Genomic DNA, 13,621 nt, shown 5'->3' on the forward strand with positions numbered 1-13,621 from the left:
TATCGGGGCGACCCTCCGCCTTGCGATCGCACGCACCAGACGCCGCCAGGCCCGCCCTTCGGGCGGACGGCGCTACTTTCGAAACACGCCCTAGTGCTGATCGACGCCGTGCAGCGGGAATCCTGCGATGCCCCGCCAGGCGAGGGACGTGAGCAGCTGGACCGCGGTGTCACGCGGAATGCCGGAGGGGCTGGACAGCCAGTAGCGCGCCACGACCTGGGAGACGCCGCCGAGGCCGACGGCGAGCAGCATCGATTCGTCCTTGGACAGCCCCGTGTCGCCGGCGATGACGTCGGAGATGGCTTCCGCGCACTGCAGCGAGACCCGGTCCACCCGTTCGCGGACCGCCGGCTCGTTGGTCAGGTCGGACTCGAAGACCAGACGAAAGGCGCCACCCTCGTCCTCCACGTACGCGAAGTAGGCGTCCATCGTCGCCTCGACACGCAGCTTGTTGTCCGTGGTCGAGGCGAGCGCCGTACGGACCGCCTGCAGCAGTGACTCGCAGTGCTGGTCGAGCAGGGCGAGGTAGAGCTCCAGCTTGCCCGGGAAGTGCTGGTACAGCACCGGCTTGCTGACACCGGCCCGCTCGGCGATGTCGTCCATCGCCGCGGCGTGGTAGCCCTGGGCGACGAAGACCTCCTGCGCGGCGCCCAGCAGCTGATTGCGTCGGGCACGGCGGGGAAGCCGGGTGCCCCGCGGGCGCGCCGCCTCTGTCTGCTCGATGGCTGTCACGCCGCCTCCCAAATTTCGTGGTCGAACACAGTCGTACGTACACGCTGCGTCGTGGGGCCCATCGTACTTTTGGGTAACCCGGGTGTGCGCGGCGCGGACGCAGAATTTCACGGACCGGACGACTCCGGTAGCCACGGATGCACCGGCTCCGGGCCGCAAAGCGGGGCCTTCTACCGGTAATCGTCCTCGTCGTGGGTGACCACGCGGGTCTGTTCCGCCGCATCCGCTTCGTTCGCGGCGTCGCGGTCGATGCCGGTGAGCGGTTCGTCGCGCTCCGGCCGGACGGCGGCCCGCTGTTCGGCGGTGTCGGCTTCAGGGGCTTCGGGGTCCGTCTCGTCCTCGTCCGGCTGCGGATCCTCGAAGGTGTCCGGGTCGCTCGGGTCGACCGTCATGGTGGCTCCCTTCCCTCCCTTGCAGCCTAGGAGTTTCCCTCCGGGTGCGCTATGCGGCCTGTGACCGCGAACACATGAACCGCCGCGTGATCGTCTCGTAATATTGGCGCATGTCTTCGACCGAGCTGCCCGGTATCCACGCCGCCGCCGCCGCGGTGGCGCCCACGGTCAGTGCCGTCCGGGTCGTGGAGGGGGAGGAGCTGCGCTCCGTCGCCCTGCCCGGGCTCTCGCTGACCGTCCGCTGCCGCCCGGCGGAGGTGACGGGATCCGCCCCCGCTCTCTTCGTGCACGGTCTGGGCGGCTCCTCCCAGAACTGGTCGGCCCTGATGCCGCTGCTGGCGGACGCGCTCGACAGCGAGGCGGTCGATCTGCCCGGCTTCGGGGATTCCCCGCCGCCGGACGACGGCAACTACTCCGTCACCGGACACGCCCGGGCGGTGATCAGGCTGCTGGACGCGGGAGGGCGCGGGCCCGTTCACCTTTTCGGTAACTCTTTGGGTGGCGCTGTTGCCACCCGGGTCGCGGCGGTCCGGCCCGACCTGGTGCGCACGCTGACGCTGATCTCCCCGGCCCTGCCCGAGATCCGGGTCCAGCGGCCCGCCGTGCCGACCGCCCTGCTCGCACTCCCGGGCGTCGCATCCCTGTTCGCCCGGCTCACCCGGGACTGGACCGCGGAGCAGCGCACCCGTGGCGCCATGGCACTCTGTTACGGCGATCCGGCACGGATCTCCGACGAAGCCTTCCGCCACGCGGTCGCCGAGATGGAGCGCCGGCTGGAACTGCCGTACTTCTGGGACGCCATGACGCGCTCGGCGCGGGGCATCGTCGATGCCTACACGCTGGGAGGACAGCACGGGCTGTGGCGCCAGGCCGAGCGGGTGCTCGCACCGACCCTGCTCGTGTACGGCGGACGGGACCAGCTCGTCTCGTACCGGATGGCACGCAGGGCGTCCGCGGCCTTCCGCGACTCGCGCCTGCTGGCACTGCCCGACGCGGGGCACGTGGCGATGATGGAGTACCCGGAGGCGGTCGCCCAGGCCTTCCGGGAACTGCTCGACGAACGCGGCGGGAGCTGATCCGGGGCGTGGGACGACACAGTCGAAAGGGCCCCGAGGCCACCCGGCGCGAAACCGGCACCTCCACCGGTGCCGAACGTGGCACCGGCCGACGGGGGAAGGACCCCGCCACACCCCCGCCGCGGGACGGCCACAGCCCCCACCATGACGCTTCGCAGGTGCGCGGCGGACATCCCGAACAGCGCGAGCCGGGCGGCGGCTGGGGAACCGCGCCGCAGCCGCAGTACGACGCCCGGCGGGACCCGGGGGCCCCGGGCGGCCAGGACGTCTTCCTCGCCAGGCAGGCCGCCACGGCGCGGCAGCAGGCGGCACAACAGGCGGCCGGACGGCGCACGGCCGGTCCGCAGACCGGCAGCTCCACGCTGATACCGGGCCCGCGCAGGGAGTTCCTGGAGGCGTTCGACACGACCCCCTCGCGTCACCTGCCGCCGGTTCCGCCCGAGGACACGGCCCGGACGGCCGCGGGGCCCGGTGGGCCCGACGACGTCGGGGGCGACGAGGACGTCCAGGCGGCGAAGGGCGGCAGGGGCCGCACGTTCACGGGGATCGCGGCCGCCGCCGTCACCACCGTGCTCGCGGTCGTGGTGGCCGGGCAGGTGGCGCAGGACCCCGGCGACGTGGCGGACGACCCGCAGACCTCGGAGGTCGACCGACAGGACTCCGAGGACACGTCAGGCGCGGCGGACCAGTCGGCCCCGGAGGTGCAACGGCATGAGGCCAAGCCCCTGACGTACGCGCAGAAGATGGCCACAGCCTTTCCGCTGGCACCGGACCTGAAGGCCTCCGGGGCGTTCGAGGCGGTGGCGGGGCTGGCGGAGGCCCCGGGCAAGGGAACCAAGTACCGGTACAGGATCGACGTGGAGAAAGGACTCGGCCTGGATGCCGGGCTGTTCGCCGAAGCCGTGCAGAAGACGCTGAACGACGACCGCAGTTGGGCGCACAACGGTGCCATGACCTTCGAGCGGATCTCCTCCGGGGAGCCCAGCTTCGTGATCACCCTCGCGAGTCCGGGTACCACGGCGGACTGGTGCGCGAAGTCGGGCCTTGACACCACCGAGGACAACGTCTCCTGTGACTCCGCGGCCACCGACCGCGTGATGATCAACGCCTACCGCTGGGCGCAGGGCGCGTCGACCTTCGGACCGGACAAGCTCCTGGCCTACCGTCAGATGCTGATCAACCACGAGGTCGGCCACCGGCTGGGGCACAACCACGCGAGCTGCCGCACTCCCGGTGCCCTGGCGCCCGTGATGCAGCAGCAGACCAAGACCCTGAATCTGGACGGCGTCAAGTGCCGCCCCAACCCCTGGGTGTATCCGGGCAGTTGAACGATCCCGACGCCCCGTCCGCCGAGGCGTTGTCCGGCGACCCTGTGATCTCCGAGCGGCCGCTCGTCGGTTCGGGTAGGGGGCCGGGGGGCCCGGCGAGCGGCGGGTGGCCGTTCCCGGAACCGCATCTGCCGCCGCCGGACGCCCGGGGAGGCCGGTGGAGTGACCACCGCATGGTGGTCGACGGAATTCTGTTCCGGGCCTGGACCGGGGGCCCACGCCGCGATCGGCCGGAGCGTCACCGAGTGCGCTCTTATCGCAACGGAACGCGACCGGTGCGGGAAAGTTACGCCGGTTCACCCCTTTCGGTGGTGCGACGGACAACCGTCCGTCGCTCCACGTGTCTGTCCGCTTACGGTCGTCCTCGCTGCGGGTCGCCGGGCAACGGCGGCTGACCACAAGGGAGATCGGGGGTGTGCTCGTGCGGATCGGACTGCTCACGGACGGTGGCTATCCGTATGCGACCGGTGAGTCCAGACTCTGGTGCGACCGCCTGGTGCGCGGCCTTCCCCAACACGAGTTCGACCTCTTCGCGCTCAGCCGCTCGGCCGACCAGGAGCAACAGGGCTGGGTCAGGCTCCCCGACCATGTCGAGCGGGTGCGGACGGCGCCGATGTGGACGCATGAGGAGGACGCCCGGCACACCGGCCGGCCAAGGGGCCTGACCGGCAGACTCGCCACCGGTCTGGGGCGTTCGTACGGGCGGCGGGACCGCAGGCGCTTCGCGGCGCATGTGACGGCGCTCGTCGGGGCGGTCTGCGCCGGCACGGAGACCGGACCGGGCTCCGGCGGAGCGGCCGCGGAAGCGGCGGCCGGACGCTTCACGGACGGCCTCTACGGCCTCGCCGAACTGGCCCGGGAGCAGGGCGGACTGCACCACGCCCTGCGCTCCGAGACGACCGTACGCATCGTGGAGTCGGCCTGCCGCGCCCCGGGCACCGGGCGGACCGTCCATGCCGCCACCGTGCCCGACTACCTCGCCTTCGTGGCCGGACTGGAACGCGCCCTGCGCCCCCTCTCCGTCGACTGGTACGAGGAGGACGGTCTCGGCGCCGTCGACCTCTGCCATGCCGTTTCCGGCGGTGCGTCGGCTCTGCCGGGCTTGCTGGCCAAACGCTTCTTCGGTGTGCCGTTGCTGGTGACGGAGCACGGGGTGCCGCTGCGGGCCCACTACCTCGCGGCCCCCGAAGCCCGGCGCGGAGCTCCCGTGCGCGCGCTGCTGGCCAACTTCCACGGAGCGCTCGCCTCGGAGGTCTACCGCCAGGCCGCACTCATCACCCCCGGCAACACCCACGTCCGCCGCTGGCAGGAGCGGTTCGGCGCCGACCGGAGCAAGCTGCGCACGGTCTACCCGGGTATGGAGGCGGAGCGGTTCGGAGCCGTGGGGGAGAGCGACGACGGAGGCGGTCCGGGCACACTCGTGTGGATCGGGCGGATCGAACCCGCCAAGGACCTGATCGCCCTGCTCCACGCCTTCGCCGAGGTGCGCGGATCCGAGCCGGACGCCCGGCTGCGGATCTTCGGCGCGCCGGTCACGGGGGGCGAGGGGGACGCCTACCTGGCCCAGTGCCGGGCACTCGCCGCACAACTCTTCCCCGACGAGGCCACGGACGCGCACGCGGTCGGCGACAACCCCGTCACCTTCGAGGAGATCGGCGGCCCCGAGGTGCCCGACCTCGCGGAGGCATACGCCGCGGGCGGTGTCGTCGTGCTGTCCAGCGTCGTCGAAGGCTTCCCCATCAGCCTGGTCGAAGCGATGTTCTGCGGCCGCGCCACCGTCTCGACAGATGTGGGCGCCGTGGTCGAGGTCGTCGGCGGTACGGGGCTGGTGGTGCCCCCGCGCAATCCGCGGGCGCTGGCCGATGCGTGTGTCGCGCTCCTGCGCGACCCCGAGCGCCGCGCACGCCTGGGCGCGGCGGCGCGCGCCAGGGCGCTCGAACTCTTCACCGTCGAGCAGAACCTCGCGGCCTTCCGCGGCGTTTACCTGGACCTGGTGGGGCATGCCCCGGCGCGCTGGGTGACGCCTCCGGGCCCCCGGGGCCCGGGCGGCCCGCCGCGCCCCTTCGCCACGCCTCCGGAGGCCCACGTGCTGGATGCCCAGCTCGCCGAGCCGGCCGCCGCCGGTATCTCCGCCGCCACCTCCCCCGGTGTCCACGCCGGTGCCGCCACCGGTGCCTCCCGGGTGCCGAGCTGGGCCGTCGGCGCGTACGGCGGGCGCGCCGGCGTATGCGGAGCGGGAGGCGGCGATGCGTGACGAGACGAGCGGCCACGGCCGTGGCCACGGAGGAACCCCGATGGGCAGACCGAACGACGCCCCGTCCCTGGACGACCCCAGCGCACCGGCCGGCGAACCTCCTGCCGCGCTCCGTTCCGCGCACCGTTCCACGGAACGCTCCTCGGACCGGGCGCCCGAGGTCGCCTACCACCCCAACCGTGGGCCCGTGATCCGGCGCGGGCCCGCCGACCCGGTGCGGGCGCTCATGCACCGGCACCGGGACCTCTGCGAGCGTGCGGTCGACCCTCTGGAGATCGCCGCCGGCCTGGAGGCGCACGGTCTCACCGACCGGACCGCCGCGCGCTACCGGCACCGCGACGTCTTCTCGCTCGCGGAGGAGCTCTACGCCCGCGCACCGGGCGCGGGTGGGCACACCCCCCGCACCCCCCGGCCGGACCCGGGCCCCGGCAAGGACGAGGAGAACGTGCGGGCCGGATGGGCACTCCCCGCGCTGCTGCCCGGCTCCGCATGCCTCGCGACAGCAGGGGCGCTCAGGGCCACCGAGGGGGTCCTCGGCGGCGAAGCCCGGTTCGCGGTGACCGCCGTCGGAGCGCTGCTCGTCCTGCTGGGGCTCCGGTTCGCCCTGCGCGGTGGCCCGCTGCACGCCCCGGGCGGCACCGGCGGCGTCACGCTGTACGTCTGCTGGCTCCTCGGCTACGTCGTATACGGCGACGACCTGCTCACCCAGGTCATCAGCGGGGGCCCCGACGGTAACTGGACCGCCGCGCCCGCCCCCCTGCTCGGACTGGCCCCGGCCCTGGCCCCCGCGGCCTGGTGTGCCCACCTGTTCGCCGTACGGGCCCGTCACCGGCTGGCCGGTTCCCACGGCCTGTCGGAGTTCGGCGCGGGCGTACGCCCCCTGCTCCTCGGTGTCGTCGCACTCTTCCTGTGCGCGCTGACCGCGCTGCTGTTCCTCGCCGGCCTCGGCCGGTCCGGCGCGGGTGGCGGTCTCGTGGGCCCGGCCGCCCTCGGAGTCCTGCTCTTCCTTGCCCGGCTGCTGGCCGTCCACGGATTCCCTGAGCCCGCCGCCACCGGGCTGGCCGCAGCCTGCGTCGTCGAAGTGGCGGCCCCCTTCCTGGTCCTCGCCGGCCGGCTCCCCGGCCTCGGCGTCCTCGCCCGGCCCGTCGACGCCGTCGTCGTCGCGGCCGGCCCCGGTGGCGTACCCGCCCTCGCCTGCGGCATCGCCGCGTGCGGGCTGCTGGCCCACGCCTCGGTCACCCTCACCCGGGCATCCGCCCACGCCTAGGGCCTGCCCCACCCCCGCGGAGCCGACGCCGCGGGTCTCCCGTACCGCACACACCCTTCTCAAGGAGACGCCAGACATGACCCCCCAATCCCCCGCACCGGCAGCCCGCCGTCGGCACCGAGGGGGCGCGCGATGAGGGTTCTGCTGCTCGGAGCGAACGGATTCCTCGGCCGCTTCGTCGCCGACCGGCTGCTCGCCGACCCCGCCGTCCACCTCACGGCACTCGGGCGCGGCGACGACGCCGACGTGCGCTTCGACCTCGCGGGCGGCAGCCCCGGAGCGCTCACCCGCTTCCTGGACGCCGTCCACCCCGGTGTCGTGGTCAACTGCGCGGGTGCCACCCGCGGCGGCGCCAGGGACCTGACCCGCCACAACACCGTCGCCGTGGCGACCGTCTGCGAAGCCATGCGCCGCAGCGGTTGCAGCGCACGGCTCGTCCAGGTCGGCTGTGCCTCCGAGTACGGGCCCTCGCAGCCCGGCTCGTCCACCGCGGAGGACGCCGTGCCCCGGCCGGGAGGCCCGTACGGCGTCAGCAAGCTGGCCGCCACCGAGCTGGTGCTCGGCTCCGGTCTTGACGCGGTGGTGCTGCGGGTCTTCTCCCCGGTCGGGCCCGGCACACCGGCCGGCTCCCCGCTCGGCAGGCTCGCCGAGACCATGCGCCGCGCCATGCAGACCGGTGACCCCGAGCTCAAGCTCAGCGGCCTCGGGGTGCAGCGCGACTTCGTCGACGTACGCGACGTGGCGCGCGCCGTGCACGCCGCCTCGCTCTCCGCCGCCCAGGGTGTCGTCAACATCGGCACCGGCCGGGCCGTACGGCTGCGTGACGCCGCGGCGGTCCTCGCCAGGGTCGCCGGATACGCGGGTGCGCTCCACGAGCTCGACACACCCCCCGCCCGGCTCCCCCTCCACGCGCCCCGCGCCTCCCAGGAATCGGTCGTGGAGCACCTCGCGGCGACCCCGTCCCCCTACCCCGACGGCTGCGGTGCCTGGCAGCAGGCCGACGTTCGCACCGCCCGTGACCGGCTCGGCTGGCGTCCCCGCATCAATCTGGAGGAGTCCCTCGCGGACATCTGGATGGAGGCGGCGTGCCGTATCTGAGCAGTGCCGGCTCAGCCCTGCGGACCGGCGCGACGGAACAGTTCGGTGTCGGTGTGCCCGGGTGCGCCCATCCGCTGCTCGCACCGGCCGAATGGGCGGGACTCGACCGGCCGGGCACACCGCTGCACTGGGCCGTCCTCAACATCGACGACGGGCCGGGCGCCCGACCCGACCCGCACTGCCTGGAGATCGCGGGCCGGCTGCGCGACGCCCGCGAGCGTGCCCTGCACGGGAACGCCCCCGAAGACACCGTCCGGGCCGAGGGCGGCAGGGTGCTGGGCCACCTCGACCTGGCCTTCGGCAGCCGTCCCGTCGGCGAGCTGGTGACCGAGGCCCGGTCCTACCTCGAGTGGTATCGCGTCGGCGGTTTCTACCTGGACCACTGTCCGGCCGAACGCGGCGGGCTTCCCGCGGTCCGCCGGCTGACCAGCACCCTCTCCGCGCTCCTGGCGGACAGTGACAGCGGGGACGAGGAAGCAGGGTGGCTGGTCCTGGGCCACGGCACCCATCCGTACCCGGGCTACGCGGAGGCCGCCGACCAGTTGGTCACCTTCCGCGGGCCGTGGGCCGACTACCGCTGGTCGCAGGTGGCCGAGTGGACCGCCGGGTACGCGCCGAGCCGGTTCGCGCACCTCGTCCACGGGGTCCCGCGCACGCACCTGGAGGAGGCCATGCGCATCGCCCGCTGGCAGGGCGCGGGCTCGATCTTCTTCACCGACCGGGACGGCGCGAACGGGCAGAACGGCCCATTTGCGACACTGCCCAGCTACTGGGACGAATTCGTCTCGCGGATCGGACCAGGTATCTCGGAATGAGGAGCGGCGTGGCAGTGTTACGGAAGAACAACCGTACGTAGATGAAGTACGTAGAAACCGACCACCTGCATTGTTGAGGTTCCTGTGTCGCTGCCACCCCTGGTCGAGCCAGCCGCTGAGCTCACCGTCGATGAGGTCCGCAGGTACTCCCGCCACCTGATCATCCCGGATGTCGGGATGGACGGACAGAAGCGTCTGAAGAACGCGAAGGTGCTCTGTGTCGGAGCCGGCGGCCTCGGCTCGCCGGCTCTGATGTACATGGCCGCGGCCGGCGTCGGTACGCTCGGCATCGTCGAGTTCGACGAGGTCGACGAGTCGAACCTGCAGCGCCAGGTCATCCACAGCCAGGCCGACATCGGCAAGTCCAAGGCCCAGTCGGCCAAGGAGACCGTGCAGGGGATCAACCCCCTGGTGAACGTGGTCCTTCACGAAGAGCGGCTCGAAGCCGAGAACGTGATGGACATCTTCGCGCAGTACGACCTGATCGTGGACGGCACGGACAACTTCGCCACCCGCTATCTCGTCAACGACGCCGCGGTCCTGCTGAACAAGCCGTACGTCTGGGGCTCCATCTACCGCTTCGACGGTCAGGCGTCCGTCTTCTGGTCCGAGCACGGTCCCTGCTACCGCTGCCTCTACCCGGAGCCGCCGCCCCCCGGCATGGTTCCCTCCTGCGCCGAGGGCGGCGTCCTGGGCGTGCTCTGCGCGTCCATCGGCTCCATCCAGGTCAACGAGGCCATCAAGCTGCTCGCCGGTATCGGTGACCCGCTGGTCGGCCGTCTGATGATCTACGACGCGCTGGAGATGCAGTACCGCCAGGTCAAGGTCCGCAAGGACCCCGACTGCGCGGTCTGCGGCGAGAACCCCACCGTCACCGAGCTCATCGACTACGAGGCCTTCTGCGGCGTCGTGTCCGAGGAGGCCCAGGAGGCGGCGGCCGGTTCCACGATCACTCCCAAGCAGCTCAAGGAGTGGATCGACGGTGACGAGAAGATCGAGATCATCGACGTCCGCGAGCCGAACGAGTACGAGATCGTCTCGATCCCGGGCTCCCGGCTGGTCCCGAAGAACGAGTTCCTGATGGGCAGCGCCCTCCAGGACCTCCCGCAGGACAGGCGCATCGTCCTCAACTGCAAGACCGGTGTCCGCAGTGCCGAGGTCCTTGCGGTCCTCAAGTCGGCGGGCTTCGCCGACGCGGTGCACGTCGGCGGCGGCGTCATCGGCTGGGTCCACCAGATCGAGCCCGAGAAGCCGGTCTACTAGGGCGTGTTGCGAAAGTAGCGCCGTCCGCCCGAAGGGGCCAGCTCCACCGTGAGCCGGCCCCTTCGCGCGCGAGGCGTCAGGAGCAGGTCCGCCCGTCCGCCGGGACCTCCCCGCGCAGGAAGTAGGCGTCGACGACCGACGTCACGCAGGTGCTCTCGCCGTACGAGCCGTGTCCCTCGCCCTTGTTGGTCAGCATGACGCCGACCCCCTCGCCCAGCTCCTTTGCCATCCGTCGCGCGCCCTCGTACGGCGTCGCAGGGTCGCCGGTCGTGCCGATGACCAGGACGGGAGCGGAGCCGGGGGCGCTCGCCTCCGGGGTGTCGTGCTCCCCTTCCACCGGCCACCCCGCGCACCAGCCGGCCGTGTCCCAGGCCAGGAACGGTCCGAACACCGGTGAGATCGTCCGGAATTCGGGGAGCAACGCCCGGGCTTCGGCAGCCGTCGGCCTCGCCTTCGCGTCGGCGCAGGAGATCGCCCGCTGGGAATGGTTCCGGGTGTCGTAGTGCCCGTCCCCGTCACGGCCGTTGTACGAGTCGGCCAGCGCGAGCAGGCGGTCACCCCTGCCTTCGCTCCCGGCCTCCTCGAGCGCGGCCGTCAGGGCGGGCCAGCCGCTCCTGGAGTAGAGGGGGGTCACGATGCCGGTGACGGCGAGCGACTCGTTGAGCTCGCGCCCGGAGGAGGTCGGCAGGGGATTCTCGTCGATCCGCTCCAGCAGGTGCGCTGTCCGGCGGGTGCCCTCCGCCGGGTCCTGGCCGCGGTCCCGGAAGTAGTTCTCCAGGGCCCGTTGGAATCCCGTCGCCTGGTTGCGGGCGTGGCCCACCGCATTCGCCGTCGGGTCGACGACGGCGTCCAGCACGACCCTTCCCACGTTCTCCGGGAAGAGATGGGCGTACGTCCCACCGAGTTCCGTCCCGTACGAGATGCCGAAGTACGACAGCTTCCGGTCACCGAGCGCCGCGCGGATCGCGTCCATGTCCCGGGCGGCGTTCGACGTGCCGACGTGGGGGAGCACGGCGGGGGAGAGGCGTGCGCAGCCGGCGCCGAAGTCCGTGGCGTCCGCGATGAAGGCGGCTTCCTCCGCCGCGGTGTCCGGGGTCATGTCGACCTCGCGGTAGGACGTCTCCTGCTCCTCGTCGTCGCGGCAGCGGACCCCCGCGCTGGCAGCGACCCCGCGTGGGTCGAAGCCCACCAGGTCGTAGCGGGTGTTGAGCTCCTCGTACGACGCGGCGGCGCGCGGCAGGATGCCGACCCCGGAGCCGCCGGGGCCGCCGAAGTTGAAGAGCATCGACCCGATCCGCTCGCTCTTCTCCGTGGCCGTCCTGCGGATCAGCGCGATGCCGATCGTCTCCCCGTCCGGCTGTGTGTAGTCCAGTGGGACGTCGAGGGTGGCGCAGCGCCAGCCGGAGCCGGGCGCGGTAGCGCCCGCTGGGGCCTCGCAGCGTTCCCAGTCCGACAGCCGGGAGGTGGTGGGGGGCCCGTCGTCGCACCCGGCGAGGAGCACCGTCACCGACAGGGCCGCCGCCACGCCCGCACGAGCCCGTCCGCGTACGCGCATGCGCGTGCTCCATCCCCCCGTGCCGGAAGCCGCCGCTCGGAGCAGTCCGGGTGTCTCACCGTCGTCCGGTCGTCCAACGAGCGGTCACCGGCAGACCGTTCCCGACTTCGGGACCTTCCCTTCGAGCAGATAGGCGTCCACGGCCCGCTGCACGCAGGTGCTGCCGCCGTTGTAGGCCCCGTGGCCCTCGCCCTCGTACGTGAGCTCGATCCCGACTCCCTTGCCGAGCTCGGCGGCCATCGCCTTCGCGCCGGCGTACGGGGTCGCCGGGTCCCCCGTGTTGCCGATGACCAGGATCGGGGCCGAACCGGGCGCGCTGACGTCCGGGGTGTCCCAGGCGCCCGCCACGGGCCAGCCCGTGCAGGACATCAGACCCCAGCCCAGGTAGTCACCGAAGACGGGAGAGGCTTCGCGGAATGCGGGGAGCGCCTTCCTCGTCTGTTCCAGGTTGTACCGCTCCTTGGAGTCCGCGCAGTTGATCGCCGCGTTGGCCGCGTTCGAGTTGTCGTAGTGCCCGTCCTCGGAGCGGCCGTTCAATGAGTCGGCGAGAGCGAGCAGCAGTCCTCCGTTGTCACCGTCCGCCTCGTCGAGGCCCTGTTCGAGCAACGGCCAGGTCTCCTTGGAGTAGAGGGCGGACGCGATGCCGGTGGTGGCCTGGGTCTCGGTCAGCTCGCGTTCGCCGAGCCCCGGGACGGGCTTCTTCTCCAGCCGGGCGAGCAGATCGGCGATCCATTCCTGGACCTCCTTCGACGTGGCCCCGGGGAGCTTGCAGTCGTCGCGCCCGGCGCAGTCGGTGGTGAAGTTGTCCAGGGCGAGCTGGAAGCCCTCGGCCTGGCCGAGGGAGGACTCCAAGGAGTTCTCCCTCGGGTCGACGACCGCGTCCAGGACGGCCCGGCCGACCTTGTCGGGGTACAGGTGGGCATAGACACCGCCCAGTTCCGTGCCGTACGAGATCCCGAAGTAGTACAGCTTGTCGTCACCGAGCACCTGGCGCAGCAGGTCCATGTCCCTGGCCGCGTTCGTCGTGCCGACGTAGGGCAGCGCGTCCCCGGAGTTCTCCTCGCAGTCCGCGACGTAGGACTTCTGGCCGGCGACGAACTCCTTCTCCTCCTCGGCGTCGTCCGGGGTGCCGTCCTGTTCGTACAGGGTGTCGAGCGTCTCGTCGTCCGAGCATGCGACGCCCTCACTGCGGCCGACACCGCGCGGGTCGAAGCTCACCAGGTCGTAGCGGGTGCGGAGCGTGTCGTACGCCGTACCGAAGGACGGCAGCGTGGCGATGCCCGAGGCGCCCGGCCCGCCGAAGTTGAAGATGAGCGAGCCGATGCGCCGGTCCTGGTTCCTGGCGGCGGCGCGGACGAGCGCCAGTTCGATGGTCCGGCCTTCCGGGTCCGCGTAGTCGAGGGGTGCGTCCATGAAGGAGCACTCCCAGGCCCCCCCGCCGGGCAGCGGCGAGGGGGCCGCGCCGCTGCCCTGAGCCTGGTTGGGGGCCGGGCAGGGCTTCCAGTCGAGCTTCTGGGAGGAGAGCTCCTCGGCCGTGGCGGTGGGGGACGCCGTCGAGGCCGCCGACGGCGTCGAACTCTTCGTACCTCCGTCGTCCGAACAGGCGGCCAGCGGCAGCAGCACGGTGGCGGCGAGGGCGGCGGCACGCAGAGCGGGAGAGGTCCTCATGCCCCTCATCGTGCGACGGGGCGTGGGGGAACGCGCGGGGCGCGGTCCATGCGGGTGGCCCGCCCTCGCGCGTACGTTCTAGGGCGTGTTTCGAAAGTAGCGCCGTCCGCCCGAAGGGCGGGCCTGGCGGCGTCTGGTGCGTGCGATCGCAAGGCGGAGGGTCGCCCCGATAC

At 72.3% G+C, this 13,621-nt stretch carries 11 protein-coding genes; 7 read left to right on the forward strand and 4 right to left on the reverse strand.

What is annotated here, in order from left to right; all coding sequences use genetic code 11:
• Positions 1 to 90: 90 nt before the first annotated feature.
• Positions 91 to 732: a TetR/AcrR family transcriptional regulator gene (locus ACFYSH_RS33650; RefSeq protein ID WP_073744957.1), complete on the reverse strand. Its 642-nt coding sequence runs from the start codon at positions 730 to 732 to the stop codon at positions 91 to 93.
• A 170-nt stretch (positions 733 to 902) separates the two neighbouring features.
• Positions 903 to 1,124 carry a hypothetical protein gene (locus tag ACFYSH_RS33655; RefSeq protein WP_359479162.1) on the reverse strand — a complete coding sequence of 74 codons (222 nt, stop codon included), beginning with the start codon at positions 1,122 to 1,124 and terminating at the stop codon, positions 903 to 905.
• Between the two features lie 110 nt (positions 1,125 to 1,234).
• On the opposite strand from ACFYSH_RS33655, the gene ACFYSH_RS33660 reads away from it, so the two are divergent.
• The 7 genes from ACFYSH_RS33660 (at position 1,235) to moeZ (ending at position 10,225) form a co-directional block, all read left to right on the forward strand.
• On the forward strand, positions 1,235 to 2,200 hold the full coding sequence (locus ACFYSH_RS33660) for an alpha/beta hydrolase (RefSeq protein WP_359479165.1): 966 nt from the start codon (positions 1,235 to 1,237) through the stop codon (positions 2,198 to 2,200).
• 8 nt (positions 2,201 to 2,208) lie between these two features.
• Positions 2,209 to 3,528, forward strand: a complete 1,320-nt coding sequence (locus tag ACFYSH_RS33665) for a DUF3152 domain-containing protein (protein WP_388757639.1) — start codon at positions 2,209 to 2,211, stop codon at positions 3,526 to 3,528.
• 421 nt (positions 3,529 to 3,949) lie between these two features.
• Positions 3,950 to 5,782 (forward strand): DUF3492 domain-containing protein, encoded by a 1,833-nt coding sequence (locus tag ACFYSH_RS33670; protein WP_388757653.1) that lies wholly within the window; start codon positions 3,950 to 3,952, stop codon positions 5,780 to 5,782.
• A gap of 40 nt (positions 5,783 to 5,822) precedes the next feature.
• Positions 5,823 to 7,049, forward strand: coding sequence for a hypothetical protein (locus ACFYSH_RS33675; protein WP_388757642.1), 1,227 nt, complete (start codon positions 5,823 to 5,825; stop codon positions 7,047 to 7,049).
• 132 nt (positions 7,050 to 7,181) lie between these two features.
• Complete coding sequence (locus ACFYSH_RS33680; protein ID WP_359479173.1) at positions 7,182 to 8,147, forward strand: NAD-dependent epimerase/dehydratase family protein; 966 nt, start codon at positions 7,182 to 7,184, stop codon at positions 8,145 to 8,147.
• On the forward strand, positions 8,135 to 8,962 hold the full coding sequence (locus ACFYSH_RS33685; RefSeq protein WP_388757645.1) for a spherulation-specific family 4 protein: 828 nt from the start codon (positions 8,135 to 8,137) through the stop codon (positions 8,960 to 8,962). The genes ACFYSH_RS33680 and ACFYSH_RS33685 overlap by 13 nt, the downstream gene beginning before the upstream one ends.
• Before the next feature lie 84 nt (positions 8,963 to 9,046).
• A complete protein-coding gene (gene moeZ / locus ACFYSH_RS33690) occupies positions 9,047 to 10,225 on the forward strand; it encodes an adenylyltransferase/sulfurtransferase MoeZ (protein ID WP_351284027.1) in 1,179 nt (392 codons plus the stop codon).
• A 76-nt stretch (positions 10,226 to 10,301) separates the two neighbouring features.
• Here moeZ and ACFYSH_RS33695 read toward each other — a convergent pair whose 3' ends face one another.
• Together ACFYSH_RS33695 and ACFYSH_RS33700 are read right to left on the reverse strand one after the other, a co-directional pair.
• Complete coding sequence (locus tag ACFYSH_RS33695) at positions 10,302 to 11,780, reverse strand: alpha/beta hydrolase (protein WP_388757648.1); 1,479 nt, start codon at positions 11,778 to 11,780, stop codon at positions 10,302 to 10,304.
• Between the two features lie 84 nt (positions 11,781 to 11,864).
• Positions 11,865 to 13,448, reverse strand: a complete 1,584-nt coding sequence (locus ACFYSH_RS33700; protein WP_388757651.1) for an alpha/beta fold hydrolase — start codon at positions 13,446 to 13,448, stop codon at positions 11,865 to 11,867.
• Positions 13,449 to 13,621 lie beyond the last annotated feature (173 nt).

Source organism: Streptomyces sp. NPDC005791, from assembly GCF_042871485.1.
In the GTDB taxonomy this organism is placed as follows: Bacteria; Actinomycetota; Actinomycetes; order Streptomycetales; family Streptomycetaceae; genus Streptomyces.

Bases quoted from the DNA above. Each gene is read 5' to 3' on its own strand.
- ACFYSH_RS33655 (WP_359479162.1), bottom strand. From the start codon at position 1,124: ATGACGGTCGACCCGAGCGACCCGGACACCTTCGAGGATCCGCAGCCG.
- ACFYSH_RS33660 (WP_359479165.1), top strand. From the start codon at position 1,235: ATGTCTTCGACCGAGCTGCCCGGTATCCACGCCGCCGCCGCCGCGGTG.
- ACFYSH_RS33675 (WP_388757642.1), top strand. From the start codon at position 5,823: ATGGGCAGACCGAACGACGCCCCGTCCCTGGACGACCCCAGCGCACCG.
- ACFYSH_RS33680 (WP_359479173.1), top strand. From the start codon at position 7,182: ATGAGGGTTCTGCTGCTCGGAGCGAACGGATTCCTCGGCCGCTTCGTC.
- ACFYSH_RS33695 (WP_388757648.1), bottom strand. From the start codon at position 11,780: ATGCGCGTACGCGGACGGGCTCGTGCGGGCGTGGCGGCGGCCCTGTCG.
- ACFYSH_RS33700 (WP_388757651.1), bottom strand. From the start codon at position 13,448: ATGAGGACCTCTCCCGCTCTGCGTGCCGCCGCCCTCGCCGCCACCGTG.